Raw genomic sequence first — 18610 nt, forward strand, 5'->3', positions numbered from 1 at the left:
AATATTTTATATATTTTAAAATAGTATTTTAGTGTATGGAATCTAAAATTATCTATTTATTATCTTTATTTTTGGAAAATAATCTTTCTGAAAAGCAATTATCTAATATCCAGGAATTTTTATTAAGTGGTGGTATTGAGATAGTTGCATCTAAATTTTTAGCTATTCTAATATTTTTTATTTTATTTGTAGATATTGTAATTGGAATTTTCATTGTAATTTTAAAAATACCTGATTTATCTTTATTTTTACCATTTTTAATTATTCCTATATTGGTTACATATGTTTTTATAAAACAAGAAAAAAGAGCTGCAGAAATTGAAAAATCAGCTCCTGATTTTTTAAGACAGCTTTCAGCTATGTTAAAAGTTGGTTTGAGTTTTGAGAGTGCTATGGAGGATTTATCTAAATATGGTGAAGGGCCATTATATGATGAAACACGAAGGGCAATTGCTGAAATAAGTGTTGGTAGAAACTTTGATGATGCTTGGATGGCTATGGCTCAAAGATTAAAATCAAGAGAACTTGAAAGGATTTTTACAATAATATTGGATGGTCGTAAAAGTGGATCAAGTATTTCAAATGTTATTTTCGATGTTTCAAATAATTTAAGGGATATTTTAGCATTAAAAAGGGAGAGAAAATCGTCGGTTATGATGGCAGTAATGTTTTTAGTGATTTCTGCAGTAATTGCTAGTCCTTTTGCTTTAGGAATGGTTAGTGTTTATTCTCAGTTTATGCAGAGTTTTGGAAAACAAACTCAGTTAATCATGATTGCTCCTTTTGCAGGACAAATTTATCTGGTAATTCATTCTGTTTTAGTTGGATTGATAATAAGTATAATTATGTATGGTGATGTTAAAAAAGGAATTAAATTTTCTATACCTTTAGCTTTTGGAGCTTATTTGATATTTTATTTAATTTCTAATTTTGCAGGAGCTATGTTTTTAAATTAGGTGATAATATGGTGGATAATAAAGGCCAAACTTCAGCAGAGTTTATTTTATTGATTGGTGGAATTATGGTAGTTGTTTTGTTAACTTTGACTTTTTATAGGAAATATATTGCTGGTTTATCTGGTGAAATTGGAGGTAAAGAAGTTTCTAACTTTAATAATAAGTTAGATTCTTTATCAAAGTATTTTACTTAGTAATATAAGGTATGGACCAAATAATGATTATTGCAATTAAACAAGAACTAACTATTGCTGGAGGATAGAATAAATAACCAATTATGTATCCAATTATAATTATGGCTATAGTTGCAATAAATTCATAATTTTTATCTAATGTTAACTGAAGTGCAATATTTCCTTTATCTGCTTTTTTCAAGCTTTCTGAAGTATAAATATATATTAAATTAACTAATATGAAATCTAATCCATATATTGATTGCGCAAAGAATGAATTAAAGTTATTAGCTACAAAACTTGTTAAATAGGGGAGTAATGATAGTATAAATATAGATAATCCACTTGACCATATAACTTTGTAATCAATATGATTTACAATGTTGAATAAATTGTTATGGTAGTTCCAATAGTTAAAACAGACGATAAAACTAACTAAATAAACAATGAATTCTAAATGTAATTCTCCAAAAGCTTCCCAACTTCCGTTTATAGGTGTTGGAATTTCTAAAACAATAATTGTTATTATAATTGCAAGAATCGCATCGATTAATGCTTCAAATCTTTCACTTTCCATTTTCAACACCTTTTCTATGAATTCTGGATATAATTATCCACATTATAACTGCAAGTAAACAGCTAATGTAAATTCCAGGAATAAAAACTGTGTAACTTAATGCAAATCCAATTAAAATTATTATTAATGGGATAGGATTTAGAGCATCATAATTTGCTTTTATTAATTTGTCATTATATGGATCACTTCTATGAACCGCTTTTACTGCTAAATTATAAACAATATTTACTGAAATAAACAGTAATCCAAACATGGTTTCACTAGCTATGGAATATGCATCCTGTGTTAACCATAATGTAAAATAAGGAATCAATGTTATTTCAAAAATCAGAATTCCATTTAATATTAATGCAGTATTATCAATATTTTCTACAATTTGAAATAAATTATGATTACTGTACCAAATATTAAATAATGTTAAAAAACTTATAAAATAAGCGATATAATATGTTTTTAATGCCAAAAAAGCCCCGATTGTTGCATTTTCTGGTTGGGGTATTTTAAGAACAAGTACTGTCATAGCTATTGCAATTATTGCATCAGCAAATGTTTCAAATCTAGCAGTTTCCATAATATTAATATTTGTTTTATTAATTACTTTAAATATATGTTTTTTAAATATAATTAAATAAGGTGATAAGATGGATATGTTAATAAATGGTAAACATGTTTCAGGTGATGATTTGGCAGAAGTTAAAAATCCATATTCTGGTGAAGTTATAGATACAGTACCCATTTCTCATTTAAATAATGTGGATTTAGCTATTGATGCAGCAGTTAATGCTAAAAATTCAATTCAAGAAATGTCTGCATTTAAAGTTTCAAATAAATTATATGCAGTTTATGAAAAATTAAAAGATGTCAAAGAAGAATTAGCTATATTACTTACAAAAGAAGTAGGTAAACCTATTAATGAATCTATTGGTGAAATAAATCGTTCAATTGAAACATTAAGGCTTTCAGCAGAAGAAGCTAAAAGAATTTATGGTGAAAGTGTTCCATTAGATGGCGGGATAAATGGTAAAGGTTTTTTTGCATTTACTCAAAGAGTTCCATTAGGTGTTGTAGCAGCTATAACTCCATTTAATTATCCATTAAATTTATCAATTCATAAAATAGCTCCTGCTATAGCATGTAAAAATACTGTAATTATTAAACCTCCATTAAATGCACCATTAACTGTAATGAAATTTGCAGAATTGGTAAATGAAGAGTTTCCAGATGGTGTTATTAATACAATAACTGGATATGGTTCTGAAGTAGGTGATGCATTAGTAACATCTCCGAAAGTAGATAAAATATCATTTACTGGAAGTGTGGCTACAGGTTTACTTATAGCTTCAAGAGCAGGAATGAAAAAAATTACTTTGGAATTAGGGGGCAATGATCCACTTATTGTCTTAAAAGATGCTGATATTGATAAAGCAGTTAAAGGAGTAATGAATGGTGTTTATTTAAATGCAGGACAGGTGTGTATGGGTGTTAAAAGAATCATTGTTGATGAATCCATAGCTGATGAATTCACAAAAAAATTAGTATTGGAAACTAAAAAAATCAAAATGGGTGATCCTATGGATAAGAATACTATTTTAGGGCCTCTTATTGATGAAAATGCTGCATGTATGGTTGAACAATCTGTTAATAATGCAATTGAATCTGGAGCTAAACTATTAACTGGTGGGAAAAGAAATGGTGCTTTTTATGAAGCTACAGTTTTAGATAATGTTACTTATGATATGGACGTTGTTGTAAATGAAACCTTTGGGCCAGTAGCACCAATAATCAGGGTAAAATCTGTTGATGAAGCTATTGATGTAGCTAACAATACAGAATATGGTCTTCAGGCAGGAGTGTTTACTGAAAGTTTTAGAGATGGTTTAAGATGTGCAAATGAAATTGAGGCAGGTACTGTTTTTGTAAATAAACAATCTACATTTAGAACAGATAACATGCCATTTGGTGGTTTTAAAAATAGTGGAACAGGAAAAGAAGGAGTGAAATATGCTGTGGAAGAAATGACTAAATCAAAATTAATTGGATTAAATTTGAGATAGATTTATTTTAAAAATGCTTCTACTAAATTACGTGTTTCATTGAGGGAGTCCATAGGAATTCCTTTTGGCATTTGTCCGAGTTCTCCTTCAACTTCTTTTAAAATATTTCCATTCATTCCAAGGAACATTCCTTCACTTGTAGTTTCCATAAATGATTGTGGTGGAAGTAATGAAACACCAACATTATTACCTTCTTTCACATTTAAATCATTAGTAACAACAGTTATAGCTCTTTTTCCTAAATTAACATTACAAATCATTAATGAATCTGCATTTGGATGTTTTGTAACACTCATTATTTCTCCAACTTTTATATCTATTCCAATAATTGGATCATTAATAGGGCCTAATGCTAAACGTTCTTTAAGGCCTAAAATAGAATCTATAAAAAATCTTACTTTAGCAACATTTTCTATTGTTTTTTCTTTTTCTTCTTTAGGAGCATTACTTATAAATGTTTTATTCCAACCATCTCCACCTAAACATTCAACAATTTTTTCACCTTTCTTGATTATTGATGTAACATCTGGTGAGTTAACGAGGTCATTTCCTTCAAGATAAGAATAACTTAATGACTGAAAATCACTGTTCATATTTTTAACAGTTTCAATAGCTAATTTTTTATTCCAATTTCCTCTAAATGATGCAGTTTGAATAATATTTAAACACTGTTCTCTTGCTTGGTTTGCTACTAAAATTCTATAATCTTTACTTGTGTCCCACAATTTATAGTCTCCTTTTTATTCTATTAAGATATTTATTTTAATAGATTATTATATTTTGTCCCTGTTTGCTTTATTTCGCTTAAAAATTTGATTATCATAAACTATTTATATTAACAAATTAATAAATTTAAAATAAGTTAATGTTATTATTTTACTTTAAATATAACACGAATTAGATTCATTGTTGTGGTGTATTAAATGGTAGAAGTTTCAAGTTTAAAAGAATTAGATATTTATACAGTAACAGGACATTATGTCGGAAGAGTGGCTGATGTAATTCTTAATATTAGGTTAGGAACAATTTCTAAATTACAAGTAAGGGCTATTGAACCAGAAAAAAAACAAGTAGGATTTAGAGATATTATGAGGAGAAGTTTTCAAGTTTCTCCAGAAGAAGAACACGATGCAAAATCTTTTAAAAATGATTTATTAACTATTGATTTTGATAAAGTTCAAGCTATTGGCGATATCATGTTAATTAATCCAAGGGACATGAAAAAAGTAAGGCATGAACCACCAATGACTGAAACTATTTCACCTAATCAACAAGCTCAAGTTCCAAAACCAGCAGAACACAAAGCACAAGCAGAATTTGAAAAATTCTAGGTTAGTTTTTCATCTTTTTTTTATTTTTATATTTTTTTATATTTTTAATTAATTTATTCTTTTTATTGTGATTTTATGAAAGTAGGAATTATAGGTTGTGGTGCTATAGCTAATATTATAGCTAGTAGCATTGTTCCAGAAGATAATAATATTGATATTGAATATTTTTATGATAATGACGTTGAAAGAGCAGAAAATTTAGCATCATTTGCTAATGGTGTAGCTATTTTAAATTTAGATGACATGTTGGATAAAGTGGATTTAGTTTTAGAATGTGCTTCTCCAGATTCTGTTAAAGAATATGCTCCAAAAGTTTTATCTCATGGTGTTGACATGATTATTATGAGTATTGGGGCATTTATGGATAAATCTTTTTATACTAAAGTAAATGATATCTGTAAAAAGAAAGGTACAAGAATACATCTACCTTCTGGTGCAGTTGTAGGATTAGATGGTATTAAAGCAGTTGCTAATTTTAATTTAGATGAAGTTAATTTAGTAACTCGTAAATCTCCAAGATCTTTAGGTAAAAATATTGATAAAGAAGAAGTTTTATTTGAAGGTAAAGCATCCGAAGCGGTTAAAGAATTCCCACTTAATATTAATGTAGCTGCAACTATAAGTTTAGCTTGTAATCAGGATATTAATGTAAAAATAATCGTCGATCCAAATGTGGATAGAAATGTTCATGAAATTACTGCAAAAGGAGACTTTGGAGAATTTAAAACAACTACTAAAAATTTCCCATGTAGTGCAAACCCAAAAACAAGTATGTTAGCAGCACTTTCTGCCATTAAATTACTTAGAAGTTTTAATGAAACTATTACTGTAGGAATGTAATTATGAAAGAACATGAAGTTTATAGGGATTTAAAAGTTCCAATAAACTCAAAAATTATTTTAAGATTAGATGGGAGGAGCTTCCATTCATTGTCCAGAAATTTAAATCTTAAAAAACCCTATGATGAAAATTTTGCAAAATTAATGGTTGATGTTTCTAAGGATTTATTTAATGAGTTTGCTCCTCTTTTTATTTACACTTTTTCTGATGAAATAAGTATTCTTTTAGATAGTATTCCCTTTAATGGTAGAATTGAAAAAATAAATTCAGTAATAGCTAGTTTTGCAGCTAGTTCATTTACCTATAACTTAAATAAACATATTACTAAACCCATTGCTTTTGATAGTAGAATTATTCCTATAGTAGATACAGATATTCCAAAATATTTTAAATGGAGACAAGATGAATCCTGGAGAAATTGTATAAATGCATATGGTATACACACTCTAAAATCAAAATATAATGATAAAGTAGCTAATGAAAAAATAAATGGATTGAAATCAAGGGATATTCATGAACTTTTATTTAATGAAGGAATTAATTTAAATAATATTAATAATTGGAAAAAAAGAGGAATAGCTATTTATAAAAAACATAAAAAGATTGTAGGTTATAATAAAAAGAAAAATAAAAACCAGGTGTCTTATCGTAACTGTTTATTTGTTGATTTGGAAATCCCAATTTTCAACGAAAACTTTTTTAAGGATATAAATATAATTTAATTGTGATATTATGAGTTTTCTTTCAAAATTATTTAATACAGATAATGATGAATTTAATGAAGTTAAGGTTGATAAAGAAGTCCTTGAGTCTGTAATTTATTATGCTAAGAAAGCTTATCCTAATGAGTTTTTAGCTTTTTTTGATGGTAAAATCAAAGATAAAGTACTTTATATTACTAGTTTAATTTTTGTACCTGGAGAAACTTGTGATGTTGGAGCAGTAGTGCATACAGAAATGTTACCACCTAATTTAAAGTATTGGGGTTCAGTTCACTCACACCCAGGACCTAGCGCACATCCATCAGGAGCTGATTTGAAAACATTCTCAAAAAATGGCTTATTTCACATGATTGTTTGTCTACCATATAGTTTAGAAACATTTATGGCTTATGATAAATATGGGGAACCTATGAATTATACTGTAGGGGATTATAGTGATGAAATTGATGGAGACATTAGTGAATTTTTTGATGAAGATGATATCTTAAAAGATGGTGAAGAATTAAAACCAGGATTTTTTGATGACGAAGATGATTTTGATTTGGAAGATGAAGATATAGGCCAAGAATATAGGGAATATGAAAACAGAACTCAAAACAGTAATCCTACAATAATATCTAATATTGAATTACCTCAGCTTTCTGATGGTGATAATATACAAATAGAACTAGACGAAAACGGAAATATTAAACGTATTTATAAAATTCCAAAAGACGAATAAATCTATAATTTTTTATTTATTTTTAAAACCTAATTTTACTAATTTTTGAATTTTTTTAGTATCTTTCTATAAGAAGTATACGTACTCACTTCAGATTTAGAAAAAAGTGTTATGACTTATTTATCAAATTAGTAATTTTAGGAAATTTTCATCATCAGTTCATAATACTTTTTAAATTCATTAAAAGAAAAAAAATCTAATGTGTTTAAATAGTATGAAAAAGAAAATAAAAAAAACAATGTACGCTTCTTATAGGAAGATACTTTTAAAATTTAATTTAATGATGTGGATGTTCAGGGGATTATTTTGTAGATGTAAGGTCTGTGGATGTTACTATCAATTTCGCAAAAATTGGGGAGATATAGATGTATGTTTATGATATTATAATGAAATATACTAATAAAGAAGGAGAATTATCTGAGACATGTGAGCAGTTTCAGATAGAAAATGGTAAATTGATGTGGATTGATGGGGATGGGGAACCATCTCCAGTTCAATCAGGGAGGGCAGAATGGACTTATTCAGATGAGTACATGGATAAAGTATTCACAGAATTTGATGAACGAATTGAAAAATTAGATTTACTTAAATTAGTGGATAGTATGGATGAAGATGAATTAATGATTTCTAATGATTTGTTCATTGTGAGGAATGAATTTGTATCATCCACTCCCGCAAACAGCCATTTACCATACTAATGATTTATTTATTGTGGGAGGATGAATTATGGGTGAGTTAGAAATCAAAGACTTAAAATGAGTTTCACTCATTGTTCAGGTGAGTGGGATGATTTGCCATATTCTTAGTCAAACCCATGAAATCTATTAAGTCTTAGGATAGGTTTTTATATTGGTGGAATTTTCAAGACTCTGATGTGCAAAAGGAAGGGGGTCATTCTTTGAAAGAAATTGGGGGGGGGGAATTTGCCTCCTTGAAGTAGATTATCTGCTTGAATATGTGAGGCTATGCCTTATCATGGTGGATTAACTACATCAAAAGAGGAGGCATAAATTTATGCCTTATACTTTTGACGTGGAATTACATGACTTTATTAAGAGTCATAAAAAAGGATGAGTTAATGGAGAAATGCATTGTTTGTCTTCTGAAAAACTATAATGTACAAAATTGGTAAGAACTTATCTGTAGAAGAAGTATTAAGATGTCTTCTGAAACTGTTGATTTTGTTAAAAATCAGAATTAACTTATTTTTAAATTAATAATATGCTATGTACTTTTTACGTGAATTCTTATTTTAACTTCAAAACTGTTGCAGATAACAACATTTATATGTGGATTTTTATAAAATATTTATATCAATAAAATCAATTGGGGTTGAAAGTAAAATGGTTAATGATGTAATATTTGGTTTTGGATGTATGAGACTTCCACAAACAGATGAAAATGATCCAACAAGTGTAGATCAAGAAACATTTAATAAAATGGTTGATTATTATATGGAAAATGGATTTAATTATTTTGATACTTCTTATGCATATCATAATGGATACTCAGAGATAGCTATTAAAAAAGCAGTAGTTGATAGGTATCCTCGTGAATCTTATCAAATAGCAGATAAAATGCCAACATGGTTACTTACAAAAGAAGAGGATAATGAAAAGTTTGTTAATGAAATGCTTGAGCGATTGGGAATTGATTATTTTGATAAATTTTTCATACATAATATTAATGCAGCATGGCTTCCAAAAGCAGAGAATGCAAATTCATTTGAATATATTAAAAACATGAAAAAAGAGGGTATTGCAAGAGAAATAGGTTTTAGTTTTCATGATGATTCAAAATTACTCAAACAATTTTTAGAAGAATATGGTGATATTTTTGATTTTGCACAATTGGAACTTAATTATTTAGATTGGGAAGATCCAATTATTGAGGCTCGTAAATGCTATGAATTATGTGGACAATATGGATTGGATGTTTATGTAATGGAACCTCTTAAAGGAGGGGTTATAATAAACACTACTGATGAAATTAAAGATGATTTTAAAAAATTCAATCCTAATGAAAGTATAGCTAGTTTTGCTTTAAGATTTTGTGCATCTTTAGATAATGTAAAAGTAGTTTTAAGTGGTATGAGTAACATGGAAAATACTATTGAAAACTGTGATACTTTTAAAAACTTTAAAAAATTAAATGATGATGAATTTGAGTTTTTAGCTATTGAAGCTGAAAAATTAAGGTTAAGTGTAGCTATTCCGTGTAGTGGATGTAATTATTGTGTTGAACATTGTCCTGAAGAAATTCCGATTCCTGATTTCTTTAATATTTACAATACTAAAAAACAACAGGAAGATTCAGATATCTATACTGCATATTATCATAAACTAGCTAATGAAAAAGTTCCAGCTAGCAATTGTACTTATTGTCAAACGTGTATAGATTATTGTACTCAAAAAATAAATATTCCTGATGAACTAAAGAATGTGGATGAAATTTTTAAAGAAGGTTTTAATCCTTATAGTAGATAAAATTTGATTTTATAATTAAAATATTAAGATATCTATGATATCTTTATTTTTTTTTAAAAAATTAGTAAAATAATCATTTAAGATTATTTTAAAGAATGGAAAATAAAAAACAATATGGTGAAATAATTGTTTTTTATTATAATTCTAATCCAATTGCATCATAGACATTGTCTAAGTCTTGGATTTTTTTGATTATTTCTTTTGGAATTTCTTTATCGAGGGTTAAGATCATAATTGCTCTACCGCCTTTTTCATCTCTTCCTACTTGCATAATTCCAATATTAATTCCGTATTCTCCTAATGCGGTGCCAATTTTACCGATGCTTCCAGGGACATCTTCATATTTAGCTATGAACATGTGGCCTTCTGGTTTTACATCTACCCAGTAATCATTTACTTTTAAGATTTTAGGGTCATGTAATGTGGTACCTTCTGCAGAGAATTCATCGTCTTCACTTTTAGCAGTTACTTTAATTAAAGAATCATATCCTTTTGAATTTTCAGTTTTACCTTCTGTTACAATGATTCCTCTGTTTTTAGCTACAAGTGATGCATTTACTGCAGTAACTGGTGAGCTTAAAAATGGATTTACTGCTCCTTGAAGCACAGTTCTAGTTAACATTTCAAGGTTGTCAATTTTGGATAATTCTCCAGAGTAAATAACTTCAATTTCTTTGATTTTTCCATTTACTGCTTGTGAGATGAAACTACCTAATTTTTCACATAATTCTAAGTAAGGAGTTACTTCTTGATAGGTGTTTCTATCAATACGTGGGAGGTTTAATACATTTTGCGGTGTTCCTCCATTAATTAAATCGATAATTTCATCAGCTACGATAATAGCTGCATCTCTTTGTGCTTCTTTAGTTGAAGCTGCAATGTGGGGTGTTAAAACAATATTGTCAAGTTCAAATAATTTGCAGTCTTCAGCAGGTGGTTCTTGTTCATATACATCTAAAGCAGCTCCACCGATTTTGTTGTTGGATAATGCTTCGTATAATGCATCTTCATCTATGATTCCACCACGTGCACAGTTTGCAATAAATGCAGTATCTTTCATTATTTCAAATTCTTTTGTTGAAATTAAGTGTTTGGTTTCTGGAGTAAGAGGTACGTGGATTGTAATGAAATCAGCTTTTTTAAGAACGGTTTCTAAATCAGTTAATTCTACACCCATTTGTGTAGCTACTTCTTCAGGTAAGTATGGATCATATGCAACAGCATCCATTTCAAATGCTTTGCATCTGTTTACTACTTGGGAACCAATTCTACCCATTCCGATTACACCAAGAGTTTTGTTTCTAAGTTCTACACCCATGAATTTTTTCTTTTCCCATTTACCATCTTTTACAGATTTATCAGCAATTGCTGATTTACGAGCAAGACTAAGTAATAATCCCATGGTATGTTCTGCTACAGTAATTGATGTTGATTCAGGAGAATTAACTACCATAATACCTTTTTCAGTAGCTGCATTTAAGTCTATGTTATCTACTCCAACACCTGCTCTAGCAATTATTTTAAGATTATCTGCTTTGTCAATAATTTCTTTGGTAAGTTTAGTTCTACTTCTTACAATAATTCCTTCATATTCATGAATTGTATTTGCTAATTCTTCAGGAGTAATTGTAGTGTCTACAACGACTTCTGCTGCCTCCTTCAAATTTTCAATACCTTTTTCATTAATTGCATCTGCAATAAGTACTTTCATTATTTCACCATTTTGATTTAATTTTATTTATATTAGAAAAATTTATTAATTTATGATATTAATAAAATAAATACTGATTAAAATTTTATATTTCTTTATATTTAAAATTTTAATTATTTTACTTAAATTTAGGAGGTTTCTTATCATGGTGTCTATTAATGAATTTCCAATAGCAACTGCAAATGAAATACCTGGTTTTAAGATTATTGAAACAAAAGGTTTTGTGTATGGTTTAACTGTTAGAAGTAGAGGTGTAGGTGGTCAGGTATCTGCAGGTTTACGCTCTTTAGTTGGTGGGGAAATTAAAGAATATGTTTCTATGATGGAGGATTCTAGAGATGAAGCATTACTTAGATTAATTGAACATGCTAAACAGTTAGGCGGTAATGCTATTGTTGCAGTTCGTTTTGATTCAAACGATATATCTAATGTTATGCAAGAGATTTTGGCTTATGGAACTGCAGTTGTAGTTGAAAAAGATGAGTAAATCTGGTTGTGATTTTATTTTTCAAGATGATTTTAAATTTAAAAATAAATCTATTCCTAAAATGATTTTAGGTAATGCTCCATTTATTGCAGAACCATATTTTGGTCATAGGGCTAGGTTATATGATTTGGATTTACATAGGAATCCTAATGCAATAGCTGATGTAATTGTTGAAGCTTATAATAATGGTGTTAAATCTATTAATTTAGTTAACGATGCTGTATTAATTGAAGGATTTGAAATTGCTTTAGATGATGGCTGTGAAATGAAAGTTGTAGCTACTATTGGTAAATCTGATGTGGATTATATGAATCCTAATTATGATGTGGCTAAAGAAGTGGATTGGGATGATGATATTGGGTTGTTTAGTAATTATGATTGTCCTTTAATGCTTGTTGATGAGTTTATTGTCGATGGTTATGACTGGAATTTAACTGCTGATATTTTATCTCAAATTAATAATGTACAATCTGCATCAGGTTTAATAACAGCGTTTCCAAATAAAACCACTGATTTATTGATTGATAATCCTATTTTAGATTTGTTTGATTATTATATGCTTCCAATTAATAAATTAGCTTATATGATGGATATTCCTTCATTTTTGCCTAAAGAAAGGGAAGAATTTAAAAATAAAGTTAATAAATTAAATAAAAAAATAATTGCTACTCGTGTTTTAGCAGCAGGAATTTTAAAACCAGATGAAGCTTTTGATTTTTTAAACACATTAAATTATGTTGATTTGGTAACTGTAGGTGTAGCCAGTAAAGAAGAAGCAAAAGAAGATTTTACAATATTGAAAAATATTTAATCTTCTTCAAAATCTATTATTTCATAATTTTCGAATGGAACTAAGTTTTTTTGCTTAAGTTCAAGGTTTAGACTTTCTAAACCTAATTCTAATTCTTTAATATTCTTATTTGAAGGTTTTTTTCCTGTAATCTGTAAATATTGTCTTGGGTTAATTTCACAAAATTCACATTTAAAATTACAGCATCTATCTTTTTCTTCGCAGCCATATCCTTCTTGGTCTTCTTGAGTTCCAATTACAATATCTTCAAGAATCCTAGAAACTCTTGAATCTGATGCGAACATAGCTATTTTTTGAGAATATCCACAAATCCCAATAGCTTTTTGCCCTCTAAAGTTACAAATCCATTTAATCGGATAATCTTTAATTCCTTCAATTTTTAAATTTTCCACCATATTATCACTAATTATCTTTTCTTTCTTTAATCATTTTTAATAATTCTGCAGGATTTTCAAATTCTTTTAATTCCCAAGATTTAATTACTGGTATTGTTCCAAGTGAATCTTTTATTTTATCATTATTTATTATAAACACTGGTTCTGATGAGGTAATCATTGATAAATCTTTTAATGGAATAGCCATTCTTTTCAATGTTTTTTCACTTCTATTTTTTTCAACGTTAGTTAATAATGATGTTTTGTTTTTAGATTCTTTCATTTTTGCTACAGCATCAAAAGGACTTTTATTTGTAGATAATATTCCATAACCGAGTTTGGATAGTTCATCTGCGCCTTCAATATTGCTATATTCAATATCTTCTTTTATAGTTGGTTTTAGTAAATCAATATCTAAAGTTACTTTTGTATTTAATATTTCCTCAAGAATCATCGCTGTTTCTGTGTTTGCTCTTACAATTTCATTTTCATATTTATACATGGTTGCTCGTGATACGTGAGCTAAATCTGCTAAATCTTTTAATGAAAGAGAATATTCTTCACGATATTGTTTTATAATATTTCCATCTACTTTAACAAAGTATCCTCCCCTGTCTGCGAGAATTTCAGGATATTCTTTGTAAATTATCATGTTTTTTAAGGTTTCAAAACTGATTGCTGGAATGTCATATCTTTCGTAGATTACTCCGTCTTCCAATATTCCATTTCTTGACTTTTCACCAATTATGATGGGTGAAGCAAGAAAAATATTAGCTAATTGTTTCATTTCATGAGCATTTGCTTCATTAATGCTGTCTATATTTAAAAAAGTTTTTAAAAGTAAAATTAATAAGTTTTTACGTGCTACAAGGTCAAAAGAACCTTGATCGTAAATGTTAGATGTTTTATAACCTTCGGAGGTTAATAAATTATCTATTTCTTGTAGCATTTTACTTCGATTTAACATAACTTAATCCCTCGGTCTAAATATATGTTTATATTATAGTTTTTTATATATTATAAAATAGGTGATTTTAATTAAATATTTGCATATTGGAATTGATGATACAGACTCTCCAGAGGGTATGTGTACTACTTATTTGGCCTGCCATATTATTGATGAATTAAAAAAAGCAGGTATTGATATTGTAGGTTTTCCACGTTTAATTAGGTTGAATCCATTTGCAAGATTTAAAACACGTGGAAATGGCGGAGTCTCTTTTAAAATCTTGAATGATGAAAAAGTAGATTTAGCTAAAAAAATAGTTTTAGATGAGGTAGAAAAATTAGCTATGTTTGATTGTGACAATACAAATCCAGGGGTTATTTTTTATGATGGTGAAATAACTAAGGAAATGGTTGATTATTCTTTTAAGGCAATTTATTCATTTATTGCTATTGAAGAAGCTGAAGCTTTTGGTAATTCTATTGGTTGTGAAATTCATAAATTTAAAAAAGGCAGAGGGATTATTGGATCTATTGCAGCTATTGGTTTACCTTTAGATGATTTTACATATGAATTATTGGCATATAGAATACCTGAAAATCAGGGTACTAAAAGACACATTGATTATGATTCTGTTTATTTGATGGATAAAGAAACATTTCCTGAAACTTTTGAAAATATTGATTATAATGAAGATTATATAGCTATCGAACCAAAAACACCATGTCCGGTTTTATATGGTATTAGATCAAACACAGTTGAAGCACTTAAAAAAGCTAAAGACATAGTTAAAGTTGAAGAAACTGTTGAAAATTATTGTATTTTTAAAACAAATCAACATACTGATATGCATATTCAAAAAGTGGATAATATAAGTTCTATGAACCAATTTGGTTGTTATGAGGTAGTTGGAACTGTAAAAAATAGACCAACTGTTATTGATGGGGGGCACATGTTTTTTTATATCTTCGATGAATCTGGAGAGATTGAATGTGGGGCTTATGAACCAACTAAAAATTTTAGAAAGATTGTCTCTGATTTAATGCCTGGAGATGTTATTAGAGTATTTGGTGGGATTGGAGAACAAAATACTTTCAATATTGAAAAGTTTCAAGTGATTAAATTAAAGGATATTGAATATAAAAATCCTGTTTGTAAATGTGGAAAAAGAATGACTTCTGCTGGGAAAAATAAAGGATTTAAGTGTAAAAAATGTGGAAATAAAATTAAGTCCAATAAAAAAGTTCCTATTAAAATTTTCAGAAATTTAAAAAATACTCAATTCTATGAAACACCGGTTTCTGCAAGGCGTCATTTATCAAAACCTATTTGTAGAATGGATTTGTAGTTATAAATTTATCTACTTTCTTATTTTTAATTTTTAATCAGTATTTGTTCTTATTTTGTTGTTCTTATTTGGTGAATTTTATTTTAATTTTTTAGGGGTTTTTGTTCCTATTGGAGGAATTATTGAGCGTTAAATAGTATTAATTTATATAATATGTTGATTTATGTAATAAATAATAAGTATTGTATTAATACAATTTTATAAATGGATGGAGTGGGCACAGATTAGTGATAAAGATAAAAAAGTTGGGGAGACAGAACATATATATAGAGATAAGACTGATAAAACAATTTTACGTAAAGCTCCTTGGAAAGATTACAGATTGCATCTTACTGTAGTGGCTTTAGTTATTATTTCTGAAATTATTGGTCCTATTAAATTTAATATTACAAAAGATATTTGTGTTATTATTATGCCATTGTTATATGCTATGGTTTTAGGTTTAGCTTTGTTTTTATTAAAACCTGTTAAATGGATTGGTAAAAAACAAGCTAAAATTGCAGAGAGTGCCATGTTATTGTTTATTGGACCGTTGATTGCAAAATTAGCAGTAGCTAGTGGTCAGTCATTCCATATTTTACTTGATGTAGGTCCAGCATTAATATTACAGGAATTTGGTAATTTAGGAACTGTATTTTTAGCACTTCCAGTAGCATTACTTTTAGGATTTAAAAGAGAAGCAATTGGTATGACTAATTCTATTGGTCGTGAAACAAATGTTGCAATTGTAATTGATAAATTTGGTTTTGATTCTGCTGAAACAAGAGGAGTTTTAACAGTATTTATCATTGGAACTGTTATTGGAACTGTTTATATTAGTTTCTTGTCTTGTTTATGCGTGTCAGTTTTACCACTTCACCCTTATGCGTTTGCTATGGGTACTGGTGTAGGTAGTGCAAGTATGAATGCAGCAGCATTAGCTCCATTATTAAGTGCTTTCCCAGCTAGTATGAGTACAAATATTGAAGCATTTGCAGGTTTCAGTAATTTGATTTCATTTTGTATTGGAATTTATTTCTGTATATTTTTAGCTATTCCATTAGCTGAAAAATTATACAATTTACTTGAACCTAAAATTGGAAGAGAAACTTCTGTTTCATATATGGGGGAGGATGAATAATGGTTGATATAATTGATGGTAGTGAAACAGTTTCAACTCATGGTATAACTAACTGGATTTTATTACTGCTCATATTCTCAATAATTACAGTCATTGGGAATTGGGTAGGTTATAAACATCCTATTACAGATTCACTTGTTGGAATGTTAATTTTATCTCTTATAACTTTGGCAGGATTATTGCTTGAGAGATATTTGCCTTTTAATATTTCTTCAATTATTTACATAAGTCTTATTGGTATTGCGGTTTCAGTACCTATGATGCCGACATCAGCATTTGTAGTTAAATATGTAGGTCAAGTAGAGTTATTATCTATTGTAACTGTATTTTTAGCATATGTTGGTATTGGTGTTGGTAAAAATTGGGAACAATTTAAGACTATGGGTTGGAGAGGAATGATAGTAACTATTTGTATCATTACTGGAACTTACCTTGGATCAGCATTTATTGCTCATATTGTTTTAGTTATGTCTGGTACTCCTTGGTGTTAAATTTTTAACACCAATTAAGTTAACTATTTAAGATTATTTTTACTACTTATTATTAAGGTGTTTTATGTTTTTACAAAATATTTCCAAGTTTATATCAAATTATCATTATGAACAAGCCTCTAAAGAAACCATTAATGTTGTTAAAGCTGCTTTTATTGATTTTTTAGGAGTTACTTATAGAGGTTCAAAAGAAAACTCTTCTAACATTGCTTTCAATACCATGACGGAATTATTTTTTGGAAATATGACTTTTGAGTTAGAGGCATCTGTTCTTGGAATGCCAAATTTTAAAACGAATTTATTAAATGCTGCTTTTTTAAATGGTATTTCAGCTCATACTTTAGAATTGGATGATGGTCATAGGGGAGCTCAACTTCATTTAGGTGCTGTTGTTTTTCCAACTGCTGTAGCTATTAGTGAAGCTTATGATTTAGATGGTGTACGTTTTTTAGAAGCAGTCATTGTTGGTTATGAAGTAGGAATAATGTTAGGTAAGATTGTTAATCCTGAACATAGGAACAATGGATTTCACACGACGGGAACAATTGGAACTTTTGTTGCAGGTGCAGTTGCTTCTAAATTATTAAATCTTGATGAAAAACAAATTTTAAATACTTTAGGTTTATGTGGAACCCAAGCAGCAGGTCTTTTGGAATCTGATCATGGTGGAAGTATGGGTAAAGTACTTCATGTTGGTAAAGCAGCATATAATGGGATTTTATCTGCTTTTCTAGCTTTAAATGGTTTTACTGGTAGTGAAACAATTTTTGAGGGTGATGAAGGATTTTTTAAAACAATGGTTTCTGGAGGAGAATTTTCTTTAGATATTGCTTTAAAGAATATTGGTGAAGTCAATGTTAGGGATATCTATTTTAAGAAATATCCATTTTGTAGGCATTTACATTCATCAATAGATACTATTTTAAAGTTAAAATCAAGTATTGGTGAAGAGTATAGCCATATTAAAAATGTAATTATAAAGACATATGATATAGCTGCTCAACATGATAATTATAATCCAAAAAATGTTGAAGAATTAAAACAAAGTTTGCCTTATGCTGTAGCTATTATGCTGGTTTGTGGTGAAATTAATTTAGATGATTTGAATCAATTAATTGAATTTGGATTACTTGATAGTTATTCAACAGTTGATAAAGTTAACAGTATTAAAGAATTGGCAAATAAAATAATTATTGTTTCTGATAGTGGATTGGATGATTTATATCCAGATAAAAGACCTTCAAATATTATTATAAAGTTAGATGACCATTTTAGAGGGGGAATATTTCAAAATATTGCTTTATTGCCTAAAGGAGATTTTGAAAATCCATACCAATTGAATGAATTAATTGATAAATTCAGAAGTCTTAATCCAAATTTTGATTTAAATAAATTACTTGTTATTGATAATATTGAAGAATATTCTATTAAACAAATTATTGAAACATTAAATGAGTAGATA

Annotated in this window: 21 protein-coding genes; 15 read left to right on the top strand and 6 right to left on the bottom strand. The window is 28.4% G+C overall.

What is annotated here, in order from left to right; genetic code table 11:
• Positions 1-35 precede the first annotated feature (35 nt).
• Positions 36-956, top strand: a complete 921-nt coding sequence (locus Q0984_RS06045) for a type II secretion system F family protein (RefSeq protein WP_299525094.1) — start codon at positions 36-38, stop codon at positions 954-956.
• An 8-nt stretch (positions 957-964) separates the two neighbouring features.
• Positions 965-1150, top strand: a complete 186-nt coding sequence (locus Q0984_RS06050) for a class III signal peptide-containing protein (RefSeq protein ID WP_299525097.1) — start codon at positions 965-967, stop codon at positions 1148-1150.
• Here Q0984_RS06050 and Q0984_RS06055 read toward each other — a convergent pair.
• Both Q0984_RS06055 and Q0984_RS06060 read right to left on the bottom strand, forming a co-directional pair.
• Complete coding sequence (locus Q0984_RS06055) at positions 1143-1706, bottom strand: TMEM175 family protein (protein WP_299525100.1); 564 nt, start codon at positions 1704-1706, stop codon at positions 1143-1145. The genes Q0984_RS06050 and Q0984_RS06055 overlap by 8 nt on opposite strands.
• Positions 1696-2277: a TMEM175 family protein gene (locus tag Q0984_RS06060; RefSeq protein WP_299525103.1), complete on the bottom strand. Its 582-nt coding sequence runs from the start codon at positions 2275-2277 to the stop codon at positions 1696-1698. Before Q0984_RS06060 ends, Q0984_RS06055 begins: the two co-directional genes overlap by 11 nt.
• A 70-nt stretch (positions 2278-2347) precedes the next feature.
• Here Q0984_RS06060 and Q0984_RS06065 point away from each other — a divergent pair, with 70 nt between their 5' ends.
• Entirely contained in the window at positions 2348-3760 is a 1413-nt protein-coding gene (locus Q0984_RS06065; RefSeq protein ID WP_299525105.1) for a lactaldehyde dehydrogenase, read from the top strand.
• A gap of 2 nt (positions 3761-3762) precedes the next feature.
• On the opposite strand, the gene Q0984_RS06070 is transcribed toward Q0984_RS06065, so the two are convergent.
• Positions 3763-4485, bottom strand: a complete 723-nt coding sequence (locus Q0984_RS06070) for a tRNA-binding protein (RefSeq protein ID WP_299525108.1) — start codon at positions 4483-4485, stop codon at positions 3763-3765.
• Positions 4486-4683: 198 nt separating this feature from the next.
• On the opposite strand from Q0984_RS06070, the gene Q0984_RS06075 reads away from it, so the two are divergent.
• The 6 genes from Q0984_RS06075 to Q0984_RS06100 all read left to right on the top strand — a co-directional run bounded on the left by Q0984_RS06075 (position 4684) and on the right by Q0984_RS06100 (position 9860).
• Entirely contained in the window at positions 4684-5091 is a 408-nt protein-coding gene (locus Q0984_RS06075; RefSeq protein ID WP_299525111.1) for a PRC-barrel domain-containing protein, read from the top strand.
• Positions 5092-5166: 75 nt separating this feature from the next.
• Positions 5167-5931, top strand: a complete 765-nt coding sequence (locus tag Q0984_RS06080) for an aspartate dehydrogenase (RefSeq protein ID WP_299525113.1) — start codon at positions 5167-5169, stop codon at positions 5929-5931.
• Between the two features lie 2 nt (positions 5932-5933).
• Entirely contained in the window at positions 5934-6653 is a 720-nt protein-coding gene (locus Q0984_RS06085) for a tRNA(His) guanylyltransferase Thg1 family protein (RefSeq protein WP_299525116.1), read from the top strand.
• A gap of 10 nt (positions 6654-6663) precedes the next feature.
• On the top strand, positions 6664-7374 hold the full coding sequence (locus Q0984_RS06090) for a Mov34/MPN/PAD-1 family protein (RefSeq protein ID WP_299525119.1): 711 nt from the start codon (positions 6664-6666) through the stop codon (positions 7372-7374).
• A gap of 365 nt (positions 7375-7739) precedes the next feature.
• Positions 7740-8072, top strand: a complete 333-nt coding sequence (locus tag Q0984_RS06095; protein WP_299525122.1) for a hypothetical protein — start codon at positions 7740-7742, stop codon at positions 8070-8072.
• A 645-nt stretch (positions 8073-8717) separates the two neighbouring features.
• On the top strand, positions 8718-9860 hold the full coding sequence (locus Q0984_RS06100) for an aldo/keto reductase (RefSeq protein WP_299525125.1): 1143 nt from the start codon (positions 8718-8720) through the stop codon (positions 9858-9860).
• 136 nt (positions 9861-9996) lie between these two features.
• Here Q0984_RS06100 and serA read toward each other — a convergent pair whose 3' ends face one another.
• Positions 9997-11571 (bottom strand): phosphoglycerate dehydrogenase, encoded by a 1575-nt coding sequence (gene serA / locus Q0984_RS06105; protein ID WP_299525128.1) that lies wholly within the window; start codon positions 11569-11571, stop codon positions 9997-9999.
• A 145-nt stretch (positions 11572-11716) separates the two neighbouring features.
• Here serA and Q0984_RS06110 point away from each other — a divergent pair, with 145 nt between their 5' ends.
• Together Q0984_RS06110 and Q0984_RS06115 are read left to right on the top strand one after the other, a co-directional pair.
• Positions 11717-12058 (top strand): heavy metal-binding domain-containing protein, encoded by a 342-nt coding sequence (locus Q0984_RS06110; RefSeq protein ID WP_299525131.1) that lies wholly within the window; start codon positions 11717-11719, stop codon positions 12056-12058.
• Between the two features lie 61 nt (positions 12059-12119).
• Positions 12120-12869 carry a hypothetical protein gene (locus Q0984_RS06115; RefSeq protein ID WP_365907161.1) on the top strand — a complete coding sequence of 250 codons (750 nt, stop codon included), beginning with the start codon at positions 12120-12122 and terminating at the stop codon, positions 12867-12869.
• Here Q0984_RS06115 and Q0984_RS06120 read toward each other — a convergent pair.
• A complete protein-coding gene (locus Q0984_RS06120; protein ID WP_299525137.1) occupies positions 12866-13264 on the bottom strand; it encodes a hypothetical protein in 399 nt (132 codons plus the stop codon). The two genes, Q0984_RS06115 and Q0984_RS06120, sit on opposite strands and share 4 nt — an antisense overlap.
• Positions 13265-13271: 7 nt before the next feature.
• Positions 13272-14210, bottom strand: coding sequence for a transcriptional regulator (locus Q0984_RS06125; protein WP_299525140.1), 939 nt, complete (start codon positions 14208-14210; stop codon positions 13272-13274).
• Positions 14211-14271: 61 nt separating this feature from the next.
• Between Q0984_RS06125 and Q0984_RS06130 the strand changes: the two genes are divergently transcribed.
• The 4 genes from Q0984_RS06130 to Q0984_RS06145 all read left to right on the top strand — a co-directional run bounded on the left by Q0984_RS06130 (position 14272) and on the right by Q0984_RS06145 (position 18607).
• On the top strand, positions 14272-15537 hold the full coding sequence (locus Q0984_RS06130) for a tRNA(Ile)(2)-agmatinylcytidine synthase (protein ID WP_299525143.1): 1266 nt from the start codon (positions 14272-14274) through the stop codon (positions 15535-15537).
• Positions 15538-15745: 208 nt separating this feature from the next.
• Positions 15746-16657 carry a DUF3100 domain-containing protein gene (locus Q0984_RS06135; protein WP_299525146.1) on the top strand — a complete coding sequence of 304 codons (912 nt, stop codon included), beginning with the start codon at positions 15746-15748 and terminating at the stop codon, positions 16655-16657.
• Entirely contained in the window at positions 16657-17148 is a 492-nt protein-coding gene (locus tag Q0984_RS06140) for a hypothetical protein (protein WP_299525149.1), read from the top strand. The genes Q0984_RS06135 and Q0984_RS06140 overlap by 1 nt, the downstream gene beginning before the upstream one ends.
• 64 nt (positions 17149-17212) lie before the next feature.
• Positions 17213-18607, top strand: a complete 1395-nt coding sequence (locus tag Q0984_RS06145) for an MmgE/PrpD family protein (protein WP_299525152.1) — start codon at positions 17213-17215, stop codon at positions 18605-18607.
• Positions 18608-18610: the final 3 nt, after the last annotated feature.

This window comes from uncultured Methanobrevibacter sp. (assembly GCF_934746965.1).
In the GTDB taxonomy this organism is placed as follows: domain Archaea; phylum Methanobacteriota; class Methanobacteria; order Methanobacteriales; family Methanobacteriaceae; genus Methanocatella.